At 34.5% G+C, this 13,695-nt stretch carries 14 protein-coding genes; 6 read left to right on the top strand and 8 right to left on the bottom strand.

Going from position 1 to position 13,695, the window contains the following annotated elements; translation table 11 throughout:
- Positions 1–85 precede the first annotated feature (85 nt).
- The gene (locus V7138_RS09055; RefSeq protein ID WP_335396241.1) at positions 86–250 is read left to right on the top strand and encodes a hypothetical protein; all 165 of its coding nucleotides are present in this window, start codon (positions 86–88) and stop codon (positions 248–250) included.
- Between the two features lie 193 nt (positions 251–443).
- Here V7138_RS09055 and V7138_RS09050 read toward each other — a convergent pair whose 3' ends face one another.
- A complete protein-coding gene (locus tag V7138_RS09050) occupies positions 444–1,700 on the bottom strand; it encodes a helix-turn-helix transcriptional regulator (protein WP_335396239.1) in 1,257 nt (418 codons plus the stop codon).
- 216 nt (positions 1,701–1,916) lie between these two features.
- Positions 1,917–2,414, bottom strand: a complete 498-nt coding sequence (locus tag V7138_RS09045; protein ID WP_335396238.1) for a PTS sugar transporter subunit IIA — start codon at positions 2,412–2,414, stop codon at positions 1,917–1,919.
- Between the two features lie 204 nt (positions 2,415–2,618).
- Between V7138_RS09045 and V7138_RS09040 the strand changes: the two genes are divergently transcribed.
- Complete coding sequence (locus V7138_RS09040; RefSeq protein ID WP_335396237.1) at positions 2,619–3,884, top strand: ATP-binding protein; 1,266 nt, start codon at positions 2,619–2,621, stop codon at positions 3,882–3,884.
- A gap of 19 nt (positions 3,885–3,903) precedes the next feature.
- Positions 3,904–4,581 carry an SOS response-associated peptidase gene (locus tag V7138_RS09035; protein WP_335396236.1) on the top strand — a complete coding sequence of 226 codons (678 nt, stop codon included), beginning with the start codon at positions 3,904–3,906 and terminating at the stop codon, positions 4,579–4,581.
- Between the two features lie 130 nt (positions 4,582–4,711).
- Here the strand turns inward: V7138_RS09035 and V7138_RS09030 are convergent, their stop codons facing one another.
- Positions 4,712–5,080 carry a hypothetical protein gene (locus V7138_RS09030; RefSeq protein WP_335396235.1) on the bottom strand — a complete coding sequence of 123 codons (369 nt, stop codon included), beginning with the start codon at positions 5,078–5,080 and terminating at the stop codon, positions 4,712–4,714.
- Positions 5,081–5,215: 135 nt separating this feature from the next.
- A complete protein-coding gene (locus V7138_RS09025) occupies positions 5,216–6,280 on the bottom strand; it encodes a glycosyltransferase family 4 protein (RefSeq protein ID WP_335396233.1) in 1,065 nt (354 codons plus the stop codon).
- 183 nt (positions 6,281–6,463) lie between these two features.
- On the opposite strand from V7138_RS09025, the gene V7138_RS09020 reads away from it, so the two are divergent.
- The 3 genes from V7138_RS09020 to V7138_RS09010 are packed head-to-tail and all read left to right on the top strand — an operon-like array spanning position 6,464 to position 9,667.
- On the top strand, positions 6,464–7,774 hold the full coding sequence (locus tag V7138_RS09020) for a nucleotide sugar dehydrogenase (protein ID WP_335396232.1): 1,311 nt from the start codon (positions 6,464–6,466) through the stop codon (positions 7,772–7,774).
- Positions 7,771–8,751: an NAD-dependent epimerase/dehydratase family protein gene (locus V7138_RS09015; RefSeq protein ID WP_335396230.1), complete on the top strand. Its 981-nt coding sequence runs from the start codon at positions 7,771–7,773 to the stop codon at positions 8,749–8,751. Before V7138_RS09020 ends, V7138_RS09015 begins: the two co-directional genes overlap by 4 nt.
- 1 nt (position 8,752) lies before the next feature.
- On the top strand, positions 8,753–9,667 hold the full coding sequence (locus tag V7138_RS09010) for an NAD-dependent epimerase/dehydratase family protein (protein ID WP_335396228.1): 915 nt from the start codon (positions 8,753–8,755) through the stop codon (positions 9,665–9,667).
- Between the two features lie 107 nt (positions 9,668–9,774).
- Here the strand turns inward: V7138_RS09010 and V7138_RS09005 are convergent, their stop codons facing one another.
- The 4 genes from V7138_RS09005 to V7138_RS08990 are packed head-to-tail and all read right to left on the bottom strand — an operon-like array spanning position 9,775 to position 13,550.
- On the bottom strand, positions 9,775–10,557 hold the full coding sequence (locus tag V7138_RS09005) for a sulfotransferase domain-containing protein (protein ID WP_335396227.1): 783 nt from the start codon (positions 10,555–10,557) through the stop codon (positions 9,775–9,777).
- Positions 10,550–12,001 (bottom strand): glycosyltransferase family 4 protein, encoded by a 1,452-nt coding sequence (locus V7138_RS09000; protein WP_335396226.1) that lies wholly within the window; start codon positions 11,999–12,001, stop codon positions 10,550–10,552. Before V7138_RS09000 ends, V7138_RS09005 begins: the two co-directional genes overlap by 8 nt.
- A 51-nt stretch (positions 12,002–12,052) precedes the next feature.
- Positions 12,053–12,319, bottom strand: a complete 267-nt coding sequence (locus tag V7138_RS08995; protein ID WP_335396224.1) for a hypothetical protein — start codon at positions 12,317–12,319, stop codon at positions 12,053–12,055.
- On the bottom strand, positions 12,303–13,550 hold the full coding sequence (locus tag V7138_RS08990; RefSeq protein ID WP_335396223.1) for a glycosyltransferase family 4 protein: 1,248 nt from the start codon (positions 13,548–13,550) through the stop codon (positions 12,303–12,305). The genes V7138_RS08995 and V7138_RS08990 overlap by 17 nt, the downstream gene beginning before the upstream one ends.
- Positions 13,551–13,695 lie beyond the last annotated feature (145 nt).

The raw sequence follows: 13,695 nt of genomic DNA, 5'->3' as shown, positions 1-13,695 counted from the left end.
TTTTATTTAAAGTTAAATGATGATTCACTCGTACACTTCATCGAATTTGTCCGGCATACATAAGCTACAATATGGGGGTGAAAATATGCCGTTATGGGGCTGGCTGTTAGTCTTTTTTGGAGGGTTACTTCTCGTAGGTTTTGTCGCTGACCGAATCTCAAAAAGAAATCACTCTACCGACTCCCGCAAAATCCAAAAACAAGTCGATGAAGTAAGGAACAACCACACTGATTATCATCACTTTTTATAGAATAAAAACAAGCAGCCCGTAATTGAAATTGGGCTGCTTGTCATATTATACCTGTTCTTCTTGTGATTCTGGGTAGTCATTTTCTACCCATGCAGTACCTTCTGTTAATTGATACCCTGAAATTGTTACTAATCCCAGCATGAATAACAGCATTAATTTTTTCATGTTCCCATCTCCTTTTTATCATATTGTTTTAATTTAGATGACTATGCTTTTTCAAAGATGATATTGCCTTTGAAAAATAATAGCTTGCTAACTTATATTTGTGATTTTCTTGATAGATTTTCCCGAGTTCCTCCGCATAATAAGCTACATGGAGATGACGACCAATGCCTTCAAAATAAGGCAATGCATCCTTTTCAATAAATTTGGAAAGATGATTAGACTGCTGCAGTAAATAATCATAATAGATGAAATGAATATTGAATTCAGGAAGATCGCGATGCTTCTCAACAATGGAGAATCCTTCCTTAAGCCAATTTCGGCATTCCTCATAATCCTCAATTTTGTAATATTCTTCGATTAAACCATGGATTGAGCGCAGCCTGCCAGTGACCATATGGTCTTCCTTATGTTCAAGGCTTTTCTTAAAGTGATCGATGGCTTCATTGGATTTCCCAAGCTTCGAATAAAGGACACCTTGATTATGATAAATCAATCCTAAAAGGGACGGATCATTTATTCCCTCAGCTACCTTTGTAGCGAGTAAGTAGTTCTCCTCTGCCATTTCAAATTCATTAATCTTTTCATAGCAAATACCCAGTAGAATTTGACATTCGGCACTTCGTTTTAAATCATAAAGAGATTGATAGATAGCGAGCGCCTTCTGTATATAAATAATACTTAAGGCTAATTTACCCATTCGATTATTATTAAGCCCTTTATAGTAATACAGATCAGCCGTTTCCCAGCTTTCAAAGTGGACGCTACTTGTTAATATCTCTTCGGCTATTTTAAAATGCTCCATTGCAACAGAAAATTGGCTTTTAAAATAATAAAATTGACCGACAATTTTTTCATAAAAATAATTCATACGGATATCAAATATATCTTTATATAGATCAATTTTCTTAATTTGTTCTTCAGCTTTATCTAATTGTTTAATTAAAATAAAATATCTTAACTCAAAGAGAACGAAGAAAATGGCAACCCTTGAATCATTGGTATTCTTACATTCATAAGATTCGTAAAAACGAGTAGCTGGTTCCAGTTTTCTGGCAACCATTAGGTGGTACCAATCATAAAGCTCTTTTAGCTGTTCATATTCTTCACTTTCAATTAGCTTGATTCCTAATCGGTCACATAATAATTCCAGAACCTCAATACTTGCGGAGGTTTGGTTATTTTCGATTTTTGAAAGATAAGAAATTGAGATAATTTCCTGTGCTAGCTCTTCTTGTGTCATATTATTTTGTATTCGAAAGAAACGTATTCTGCTTCCTATCTCCATATCTCATTCCCTCTCATAGACTGACTGGTTATATACTCTTTCTATAAAAGTGGTAAAAATCCTTTTTTTATCCTTAGTATAAAAGGCCTATTTTTACACATTTATACAGTCAATCCATTAAAATCCTATGCTCTACACTTACTACATATGTAAAAACACGGCTAAATAAACAATTAGTACTATACAAAAAACGGTCCCATAACCGGGACCGCACTCTTATTTTTTCTTTACTTTTGCAAGTTCAGTTGAACCAGCTGTTACCTGGCCGCTTCCAATCTTCTCAAATGTTTCAACTGCATCAAAATTAGTAATAACGATTGGTGTTATCGTACTTGCTGCATTCTCTTTTACTAATGCTAAATCAAATGTAACAAGCTCAGTTCCTACCTCGACCTTGTCTCCTTCTTTAACATGAGCAGTAAACCCTTCACCTTTCATGTTCACTGTTTCAAGGCCGATATGTATGAGTAGTTCCAAGCCAATTTCAGTTTTAATTCCAATGGCATGTTTCGTTGGAAAAACTTGAATAATTTCTCCCTGAACAGGCGAAACAATTTTTCCTTCAGACGGCTCAATTGCCAGACCATCACCCATCATTTTTTGAGAAAATACTGGGTCTGGCACCTCTTCTAGAGCTAGAATCTTACCCGTCGCTGGGGCAATTAGTGTTTCCTCAACTTTTTTATCTTTACTACCAAATAATTTTTTAAACATAATAAACCTCCAAAATGTAAGATATGTTTAGTTGTATCATACCCAGAACTAGAAAAAAAGAATTATGAATCGAATAAAATGCTTTTACATTTTTCCGAAATATTAATCAATATGTCTGTAGCAAGATGAAGGATTATTGTAGAATATGTCGAACTTAAAGAAGTAGTAATCGGATGTTTTAGTCTAAGGGGGGTATCACGGAAATTGGTTGAGCATATCGGGCATATTCTCTATCATGTTCTCATCGTTATTTTTCCTATTCTTCTATATTATTTACTCGTTATTCAAGACAATGGCTCTACATCCAAGCTCCACACAAATAAGTTACTCGGAATGATGATCATTATCCTTCTATTAACCATGTCATTTCCTGTATCCTACGCGAATGGATTCTCGTATGATTTTCGGATTATCCCTGTTATTGTCACCTTTCTCTATCTTGGTTTCTTTCAGGGAATTGCTGTTATTTTGGTGATGATGATTTATTTACAAGTGCTTGGGAATACAGATTTTTTCATTAACCTTATGAATTATGCAGTTATTACTGTTATTTTTTATTTTCTAATAAAAAAGTTCCATTCGCTTCTGTTAAATAAGAAGCTGATATTCCTATCGACAATTTACTGTCTTATTGTCATAACAAGAACGATTTCGCTCGTAAAAAATAACCTAACAGAACAAATTATCGAGATGTTCATTTTTTCATGTGTAACATTGATTACTCTCCTATTGGTTGTTCTGCTGATTGAAAACTTAAACCAACAAATTCGAATCCAAAAGGAACTGAGACGTTCAGAAAAAATGAATGTGATTAGCCAGTTGGCAGCATCGGTTGCCCATGAAGTTCGCAATCCATTAACAACAGTAAATGGTTTTTTACAGTTAATCAGTCGGGATGACAATATTACTGAAAAACAGCGAAACTATATTGATATTACCCTTTCTGAATTAAATCGCGCACAATCTATTATTAATGATTATTTATCACTGGCAAAGCCTAATAATAGTAGTACACAATTAATAAATATTAGCGAAGAACTAACAAAGACCGTGGAGCTTATGACTTCCTATACAAATATCCAAAATATTGAGGTCGAAACTTCGATTGAGAACCAGTTGTTTATTAACGGTAATAAGGATGAGATTAAGCAGGTTCTTATTAACATTATTAAAAACGCGATTGAAGCGATAGGGAATGATGGATTACTAAAGATTGGCGCCTTATCCAATGAGCATGACATTATCATTAAAATAACGGATAATGGTCCAGGTATGACGAAGGAACAGCTTTCAAAAATTGGAACTCCCTTTTATTCAACAAAAGACAAAGGAACCGGTGTAGGACTCACGATTTGTTTCCAAATCATTGAACAATTAAAAGGCTCTATTGAGGTTGAAAGTTCCGTTGGCAAAGGCACATCCTTTATTATAAAGTTACCTACTTATCAGCCACCAAACACATCAGACTAATAAATGAGGTGAGACATCAATGTGTGGACGATTTACTCTATTTGCAGAGTTCGATGATATTCTTAACCGATTTGATATTGAAGCTGCGATCGAGCGGGATTTATATATTCCATGCTTTAATATCGCTCCTTCCCATTCAGTGCTATCTGTAATCAATGATGGTAAACGTAATCGGCTAGGATTTTTACGTTGGGGCTTTGTTCCATCATGGGCAAAGGATGAAAAGATTGGTTATAAAATGATCAATGCCCGATCCGAAACGTTAGGTGAAAAAACAAGCTTTCGTCAAGCCTTTAAATCTAGACGTTGCCTCGTTATTGCGGATAGCTTTTATGAATGGAAAAAAGGTCCAGACAAATCTAAAACCCCAATGAGGATTAAATTAAAATCAGATGAACTCTTTGGCATGGCCGGAATCTGGGAGCGTTGGAAATCCCCCGATGGGAACACATTGTTTTCCTGCTCCATCATCACTACAACTCCAAATGAACTGATGAATGATATCCATGACAGAATGCCTGTTATTTTGCAAAAGAAAGACGAAAAGATATGGCTTGATCCTTCAATGGATGATGTTTCAAAAGTATCACATCTACTCAAACCTCTAGCTGCTGATGAGATGGAAGCTTATGAGGTTTCAACTTTAGTGAACTCGCCTCGAAATAACTCGCCCAATTTAATTCAACACATATGTTAATGAAAAACGACTGAGGTCTTGAAGAGACCTCAGTCGTTTTTGCGTGGAAGTTCTTGATTTTAAGATAAATAAAGTAATTTCTCAAAAGTAGAATGTGAAGTTACACTTTTTTATACTAATGTATTCAAATCTAACAATTATTTCTTAGATTTATTAATGGTAACATATAATTTACTGATCCACCCTCATCTTTTCCAGTCACTGAAAAAAGTACTTGCGACCTACCTTTTTGTTTACCACTAATCTCGATTATAAATCTATCAAGACCTGCCGTATTAAGGTCAACCGACATGCTTTCTTGAGGTCCTAATGCTCTTGTCTCACTGGTAAATTCAGTTTTTGCATCTGTTAATTGGTATAGTGTAATCGTAAACTTAGCTTTTTTCTTTCGACTGTTATTCACAGCGAGTACACTTGCATTGTAATGAAATGATTCATTAGCATACATAGTTCCGCTTACATTCTCAATAGGAGCTGTTGAATATCTAAATTTGCTCATTCATACGCCCTCCTTTTTATATAAATTTGATGTACCATGAAGCTTACTTAAAGAATAAGCTTTTCTATATTGGTATATGCTTAAACAAATTTGTTGTTTAGACGGATGGACTAGTCCATATTCATCAATTTTACCTTAAACAATATCTAAGTTCTCGAGCAGATCCATGAAATGTTCCCCGTATAGTTTTGGACTAAATGAAGTCTGAATTAGTTTGTTTGCACTCGTGATAATCTTTTCTCTCAGATCAAGATTATTAATAAGTTCTTTCGCTTCATTCAGAAATTCCAAAATATTACCTTGATGGTAAAGTTTCCCTGTCACATTGTGTATCACAAAGCTCTCAACTCCACCAGATCTTGTAGTTAAGACAGGGCAATGACAGCTCATCGCCTCGATCACTGAATAGCCAAACCCCTCAAGTTTAGAAGTTGAACACACAAATCCGCCTGATTTGGCAATCATTGAATAGTACTCGGCCATATTTTCACGTTGGATATTTTCATAGACTATTAGGTCTTCATTCAGGTGAAACTTTTGTACCCATGCGGAAAATTTTATTTGCTCCTTCCTTGATATTACGGTTGGATCATGAAAAAACCATAGTTGAATATTGGAAAACATTTCTCGCAGGGAAGCACCTATTTTTAAGAACTCTATCCAATTTTTATTTTGATCTAATCGTCCAACCCACCCAACTATTAGTTTTTTTGGTAAGGGAACGTCTACATAGGTAAAGAGACTCGTATCGATACAGTTATTGAAGCTATATTTATTTGTCTGAGGAAAATGTTTTTTCATTAACTCATTCAGATAATACGTATTTGGATAGAGAATAGCATTCGCGTATTGCGTTACAAATGACTCTGCTTTTTCTAACCATCTAGCTGTTGCTTGATAATTTCCTAAACCCTGAATTTCGTAAATGACTTTACCAGAATAGCCGATTCTATTGAGCCTTTCCAAAAACAAGTAATCAGTACACACAATAATTGCTTTATATTTGTTTTCTTTAATTAATTTTTCAATTTCTTCATCAGTTCTCAAAATATAGTTGTGGGAATCACAATCAAGGTTCAAACCTTTCCTAAAATATAAAAAGTGGCATTCTATCCCTATTCTACTTAATGCCAAATTCCTCTCATGATTAAGTGTTACCATCCCGCCACTGGCAGTTGAAAAGACAAATAATAATTTCATCTAATCCCTCTTTATAAATTTCAGGCTTTTTTTATTTTATGACATGAATCCTTTATTTGTTTGAATAATTTTAAGCTATTCATTTTTTATTAAATAAGTGCCTTTACAGTACAGGTATCTATACGTTTTTTTGAAGTGTTCATAAGATAATAACGTAACAAATAAATAAAGGAGAGGTTTGAATTGGTAAATCAAGATAATAGTGACGCGAAACAAAGTTCCATAGTAACAGTAGGTATAGTAGGACTTGGATTTGTGGGTTTACCTCTGTCACTTCTCTTTGCTGATAACGGCTTTAAGGTCATAGGTATAGATAGTGATGAATCAAAAATTGAAAAATTAAATAATGGAATAAGTTATCTGCCGGATATTAAGGATCAAGAACTTCAAGAAGTAATAAAAGGAGGTAAATTAACGGGAACTGTCGATTATGATATCGTAAAATCACTTGATGTAATTATTGTCTGTGTCCCGACACCATTAACCAGCTATAAAACTCCTAATTTAAGCTACCTCAAAACGGTCGCAAGAGAATTAGCACCAAGGATAAGAAAAGGACAGCTTATCATATTAGAAAGTTCGACCTTTCCAGGCACCACGAAGGAGGTATTTCAGCCGCTTCTTGAGAAAGACGGCTTAAAGGCTGGTGAGGATTTTTTTCTTGCTTATTCACCTGAACGAATTGATCCTGGAAACAAGAAGTATAAAGTCAGTGAGATTCCAAAAATTGTGAGTGGAGTTAGCAGCAATTGTCTTAAAAAAATTTGTAATCTATATAAAAAAATTTTTCAAAATATTGTCCCTGTTTCTTCTACTGAAATAGCTGAATTAACAAAAGTTTTAGAAAATGCTTATAGATTTATCAATATTTCATTTATAAATGAACTTGCTATCTTAAGTGATACTATGAAAATCGATTTATGGGAAGCAATCGATGCTGCAAGCACTAAACCATATGGCTTCACTCCTTTCTACCCTGGGCCAGGTATAGGGGGACATTGTATACCAGTAGACCCCTTATATCTTGCTTGGAAATCCAGTCAGTACGGTTTTTATAATAAAATGATTGGATTATCAGATGAAATTAATGATTTAATGATTAACTACATGGTTCAACAAATCCAAAAGTTATTGTTTGATAAAAATAAAAAGAGGGTTTTGATCTATGGGGTTGCTTATAAAAAAGATATTAATGATATTAGAGAATCTCCTGCAATTAAAATTATTCAATCACTGCAGCAATTAGGATTTGAGGTTTCTTATCATGATCCTTATGTTCCTGAAATTAACATAAAAGAGTACAAATATACTAGTACGCCCCTAACAGAAAACACACTCCAACAGAGTGATTGTGTAGTTATTTTAACGGATCACTCTAATATGCCGCTTCAAATAATACTCAATCATGCAAGCCTTGTTTACGATGTTAGAAATGTAACAAGCGGATTAAGGAGCAAAGCAAAAATCATACGATTCGGAGGAGGAGAAGGATGAAAGTATTAGTAACAGGGGGTGCAGGCTTTATTGGCTCACATCTTGTTGAGAGACTAATAGAGAATGGCCATGATGTCATCTGTTTAGATGATTTATCGACAGGAAAGGAATCATTTCTTAATAACGTTATGAATCATCCAAAATTTACATTTATGAATGGCTCTGGTTTAGATCGTAGTTTGTTAAACGAGCTAATAGAAAATTGTGAGGTAGTTTTCCATTTAGCTGCAGTATTAGGAGTAAAGAATACTGTAGAAAATCCTTTAAAAGTAATTGAAGGTAATATTGATGTCACACGCAACATATTAGAATTAGCGTTCCCAAGAAAGGTAAAAGTTATATTTTCATCAACATCTGAAGTGTACGGAAAGAATCATATGCTTCCATTCTGCGAAGAATCTAATAGGGTACTGGGGCCAACAACCACACATCGCTGGTGCTATGCAACCGCTAAGGCATTAGATGAACATATGTGCTTCGCATACGCAGAAAAAGGGTTACCTGTAACTGTTTTACGCTATTTTAACACTTATGGTCCACGTGCAACTTCTACACAATATGGTGGAGTAGTTCCCAAATTTATAAGGGCTGCATTAAAAGGAGAACCAATTACAGTTTACGGCGATGGAAAACAAACAAGATGCTTTACCTTTGTAGATGATACTGTAAAAGGAACTCTTCTAAGCATGGATGCAAAATGTAACAATGAAGCATTTAATATTGGTTCCAATCAGTTAATTTCTATTAATGAATTAGCCGAAAAAGTGAAGGAACTAACTCACTCCAACTCCCCAATCGTCCATATTCCGTATGATCTAGCTTATGGAACGGGTTATGAGGATACTCTAAATCGAACACCTGATTTAACAAAGTCCAAAAAGATATTAAAATATGAACATACTGTTTTATTAGATGAGGGATTGAAAACAACAATTGAATGGTTCAAAAGAGAATTACAAATGGGGGAACAGAATTAATATGAAAGTGCTTGTAACGGGCGGAGCAGGCTTTATAGGATCTCATATAGTAGACCTATTAGTAGAGCAAAGCTATGACGTCATTGTTGTTGATAATTTAAGTACTGGTTATATCACTAATTTACCTCCAAACGTCACATTTTACGAGGCTGATATTCGTACAAACAAAATAGGTGATATATTCAAACAAGAAAAACCGGATTACGTTATACACCAAGCTGCGCAAGTGGATGTAAGTAAATCTGTCCTCGATCCATTAACAGATGCTGAAAATAATGTACTAGGTACTGTTCGATTGTTATCATGTTGTATCAAACATAGTGTAAAAAAGATTATTTATGCCTCCTCATGTGCCGTATATGGGGAAACAAATGATTGCAGTATAAATGAGTCATTCCCCATCAAACCGTTATCGTATTATGGCCTCTCCAAATATATCCCGGAAGTATATATAAAGCTTTTTCACGACCTGCATGGTCTTCCGTATACAATTTTGAGATACGCAAATGTTTATGGACCGAGACAATCACCAAAAGGAGAAGGTGGAGTGGTATCGATTTTTTTCAATAAATTAATATCGGGTGAATCTCCAACCATCTACGGAAACGGAGAGCAGACACGGGATTTTGTGTTTGTAAAGGATGTAGCAAGGGCTAATGTCCTTTCACTGCATAACGGCTCGAATGAAATTTTGAATATCAGCAGAAATGAGAAAATCAGTATTAATCAACTTTACAGGATTATATCTTCCATTGCAAGAAATTCTCCTACTCCTACTTATCGCGATCAGCGAAAAGGGGAAATTCTTTACAGCAGATTGGATAACTCTAAAGCAAAGAATGTTTTAGGTTGGAATCCCTCATTTGATTTATTTAAAGGATTAACGGAAAGTTATGATTTTTATTTAACGAATTAGAAAATGCCCCAATAAAATTTAGGCTGTTGATAATATCAACAGCCTTTAATATTTTTACTACAGAAAAAAGCATAAAGCATCACTATTGCACAATTACAATCTATAAGCTATTTTTCCCATTGTAAATCTCTTCCTAAAAACCGGTAAAGCCTCTCGTTATACGGTTTAAAATAAGAAATCAATTCCTGTTTTGTAGTTTCATTTAGTTTTGGATATTTGTCTCTAAATTTATTAATAAATTCGAATTTGTTCGGTTCCCAGACTGGTACATTTAAAAAAGCAAGTACTTCCTTATAGACTTTGTAAGGATCATGATAAAATTCTTCACTTTTGATAATCATCATCTGTTCTTGAGGAAAAACCTTAATCCACTTTTCTATTTTATTTATATAGATCCCCCTTTCTAAAAACCGATAATGCTCTAAATATATTTTTCTATCCAAATTTTCATAATAATTTTCCGGTAAATTCATCTCTTTTTCAATGAATTCCTCGAAAGATGGTAGACGGCCGTTAATAATACAAGAACCATTTCTTGCACCCATTTGATATTGAGAGTATGCTCGATCCACTGGGTTTCGCAAAAGTATAATCAATTTGACATTCGGCATACATTGAAACACTCTTTGAGGAGCTAAAGGATCATCAATATAATTTGGGGTGGCTTCTCCAGTTATGGTGTTGGCAGTTTCTAAGACTAATGAAGGAAATTGATTGCGATACCAATCCAACCCTTTTTCATAATGATTATTGAAAAAATACAATTCTTTTTGTTCAGCTGCGGCGATATTGGGGTGCCTAACCAAGTTAACATATAATGCACTCGTTCCGCACTTTTGTTGGCCGATAATTATAAAGTCAGGCATTTTTAATTGTTTGCTGCTATCCATTTACTTCTCCTTTCAATGTTATCTCAACAATTTTATTCAACATTTTTAGATCTGGCAGACAATAAGTGTCGGGAATTCGCTCCATAATTTTCGAACATATCGCTTCATCATAAGAACCTAATGTATCAAATAGAAATATATCTTTAAAAGTCTGAATCTGATATTTGCTCTTTATTGAAATCCGATACTTTTCTAATAGTGGGTAGTCAACCATTACGTTTGGCTTTAATGACTCTTCAATTTGCAATTCATCATAAACATTCTTTAACCGCTGATATAAAAGTTCAGGAGCCCATTGTTTTAAAGCCATTTGTTGTGTGTTAGTTTCTAATGTTTTACGAATTTTCTCATTCTGTATCAGCATCAACAATTGTTCTGATAATTGTTTAGAATTATTTTTCTGGAATAGAAACCCATTATGACCCGAATCAATCATCTCTGGTATACCACCGGTTTCTGTAGCGCAAATGGCTTTTCCTGCTATTTGAGCTTCTATAATGGAAAAAGGCATATTATCTTGCAAAGTTGGCAGGACGACGATGTCCATTTTTTTGAGGAGAGAGGGGACGTCATTGCGTGAACCCAAAAATTTTATAAAATTCGTCAATCCTTTCTTTTCCGAATATTTCTGAAAATAATCTTTATCCGGACCATCTCCAATTATCCAGCATTCGAAATCTTTTCTCCGCTTTTTCAATTTTTTTAGGGCATCAATTAGAATAGGGTGTCCTTTATAGGAAACAAGACGAGAAATACAGCCAATGATTGTTTTATTTTTTGTGATTGGTACAGGCGGATCCGGTTCTGTCTCTAATTTTTCTAAAAAGCTGGGAATATTCCTTGCACAATAAGGGATGACATAGATGTCTGATGGAATGTCAAAGTTTTTTTTGATTTCCCGTTTCATCCATTCGGTTGGTACGATTATTTTGTCTGCAGAAAGTAAACCATTTAACTCTTCTGCCATTTGGTAATGCCATCGATCTGTACCTTCGCATTTAATTATTCCTAAATTCATCAATTCATTGGTCATTTGCCCGTGAATAGTACAAACGAGTGGTATATGTTTGGGTTTTATTCTCTGAAAAATGATTGTTGATATCACATCTTGTGTATGAATGACGTCATACTGTGACAAATCAAATAATGAGGCAATTAATTCAAACCGATATCGGCCCAATTCTTTCTGAAAAATCCAGGAATCTAAATGAGGGAAATTGGTTTTGTAATACTCACTTATACTTCGTGAGAGCATCGGATATATGATTGATTTTGAAATGGATTGGCCGGAATTTGTGATATAAACTTCCTTTAAGTCAGGTGATTGTCCGAGTACATCAACATCATGTCCGTTTCGTACCAACTCTTGTTTTACTGATTCTATATATGTTCCAACACCGCCAGTCTGGGGAAGAAAGAAATAAGTTGCAATTAAAACTCTCACAAGATAGATTCCTCCTTTACTTGGATAATCATATATAACTAACTGACTACTCTATCTTGTTTTGTAAAATAATTTTAGTTCCTTATAAATATCAGGATCAGGTATTTCATAGTGTTCAGGTAAGGCTTCACGTATTTTTTGCCATTCATTGGAGTTATCCCCAATTGATTGTTTCGTAATAAACGTATTTTTAATTTTTGGTGAATCAAAATTTTTTTTATCAAGAGTTCCCTCTTGTAAATTTGTTGGCTTTTTTGTGTATTTTCCTGTCTTTGAGGATTGCTTATTATTGAATTTTTTTTTAGGCTTTTTTCCCATGTTGGGGGTCCTCCGTTAATCGTCGATAAATTTCAAGCGTCCTGTTTATCATCCTATCAATGGGCCAATTATTCATGGCCTGTTCTTTTGCCGCAGCAGAAAGCCTGTTACTAAGTTTCTTATTTTCAATTACTCTTTTTATATTTTGATATAAAATATCGCTTTCCCCCTTTGGGGAAATCAATCCTGTCTTATAATGGGTAACCATTTCCGGAATTCCACCTGCATCAGTCGTAACAATCGGTTTTCCAGCAATTTGAGCCTCCATAAGAGCAAATGGATGATTATCCTGTAAACTTGGCAAAACAATCAAGTCTAATTGTTTTAATAATGCGGGCACATCATTTCTAGTTCCTAAAAAGGCGATATGTTCTTCAATCCCCCAATATTTTGCCGTAGTTTTTAATTCCTTGAGTAAACTGCCATTTCCAATGAACCAGCAAATCCAGTCATTTCGGTGATGCTTTAGTTTCGCTAAGGCTTCTAGTAAAAATTTATGTCCTTTTACTCTATCCAATCTTGCAGGACACCCTATGATAAAATTGGCTTTGGGTGGAGATGGCTCCGATTGCTCCTCCATTTTTTTCATAAAATGCTTAATATCAATTCCGTACGGAACAACATTCACTTGTTTATCAGGAATATTAAATTCAGTTGTAAGCAAGTTTTTTAACCATAACGTCGGCACAATTGTTACATCACTTGATACAGCGCCATAGTGTTCCTTCGTAGCTAAATACCGTGATATAATTGTTTGTTTCCATTTTTGCAATTCTGATTCGGTTACAGCTTTTTTAACATGACGAATGTACTCAAATGTATAGCATCCATGAAGAGTTGAGATTAGAGGCGTCTCTTTAGGTTTTACTCGTGAAAGTGCTCTTGTAGAAATAACATCCTGGGTATGAATTAAATCGTATTTGTTCAAACCAAAATAGGCTGCTGCTGCTTCAAAACCGTATCTTTCAGTTTCATGTCTGGTTATTAAATGCATATCAGGATGACTGGAATTGAAAAATGGCTGTATAATTTTCTGAACGGAATTTGTAATTATGGCTTTATTTATGGATCGCCCGTCATTTATGATATAATATTTTTTCTCAATCGGATGCTGACTTAAAATGTCAACTTCATAATCCAAATTAATGAGAGCTTGATAGAGTCCTTGAACATAACTCCATACCCCTCCTACTTGAGGAAGAGGCCAAAATGTAGCTAATAAGATCTTCATTTTCACCACCCTTAAGTTTTCGTTATGCCACCTTATAAGATATGCAGCCTTATCATATACTGTTAAATTTGAATTTGGAAAAACCCTGTATAAAATGATATTATACAAGTAAATTTTTATATATACTATATTGCAGGATTGTTTG

The sequence above is a fragment of the Bacillus sp. JJ1533 genome, assembly GCF_036965045.1.
Lineage (GTDB): Bacteria > Bacillota > Bacilli > Bacillales > Bacillaceae_L > Ferdinandcohnia.
The sequence above is the reverse complement of the archived record's forward strand: the minus strand, read 5'-3'. Positions and strand labels throughout refer to the sequence as shown.

Coding starts and splice junctions, on each gene's coding strand:
- V7138_RS09055 (WP_335396241.1), top strand. CDS start 86: ATGCCGTTATGGGGCTGGCTGTTAGTCTTTTTTGGAGGGTTACTTCTC.
- V7138_RS09050 (WP_335396239.1), bottom strand. CDS start 1,700: ATGGAGATAGGAAGCAGAATACGTTTCTTTCGAATACAAAATAATATG.
- V7138_RS09045 (WP_335396238.1), bottom strand. CDS start 2,414: ATGTTTAAAAAATTATTTGGTAGTAAAGATAAAAAAGTTGAGGAAACA.
- V7138_RS09035 (WP_335396236.1), top strand. CDS start 3,904: ATGTGTGGACGATTTACTCTATTTGCAGAGTTCGATGATATTCTTAAC.
- V7138_RS09030 (WP_335396235.1), bottom strand. CDS start 5,080: ATGAGCAAATTTAGATATTCAACAGCTCCTATTGAGAATGTAAGCGGA.
- V7138_RS09025 (WP_335396233.1), bottom strand. CDS start 6,280: ATGAAATTATTATTTGTCTTTTCAACTGCCAGTGGCGGGATGGTAACA.
- V7138_RS09015 (WP_335396230.1), top strand. CDS start 7,771: ATGAAAGTATTAGTAACAGGGGGTGCAGGCTTTATTGGCTCACATCTT.
- V7138_RS09010 (WP_335396228.1), top strand. CDS start 8,753: ATGAAAGTGCTTGTAACGGGCGGAGCAGGCTTTATAGGATCTCATATA.
- V7138_RS09005 (WP_335396227.1), bottom strand. CDS start 10,557: ATGGATAGCAGCAAACAATTAAAAATGCCTGACTTTATAATTATCGGC.
- V7138_RS08995 (WP_335396224.1), bottom strand. CDS start 12,319: ATGGGAAAAAAGCCTAAAAAAAAATTCAATAATAAGCAATCCTCAAAG.
- V7138_RS08990 (WP_335396223.1), bottom strand. CDS start 13,550: ATGAAGATCTTATTAGCTACATTTTGGCCTCTTCCTCAAGTAGGAGGG.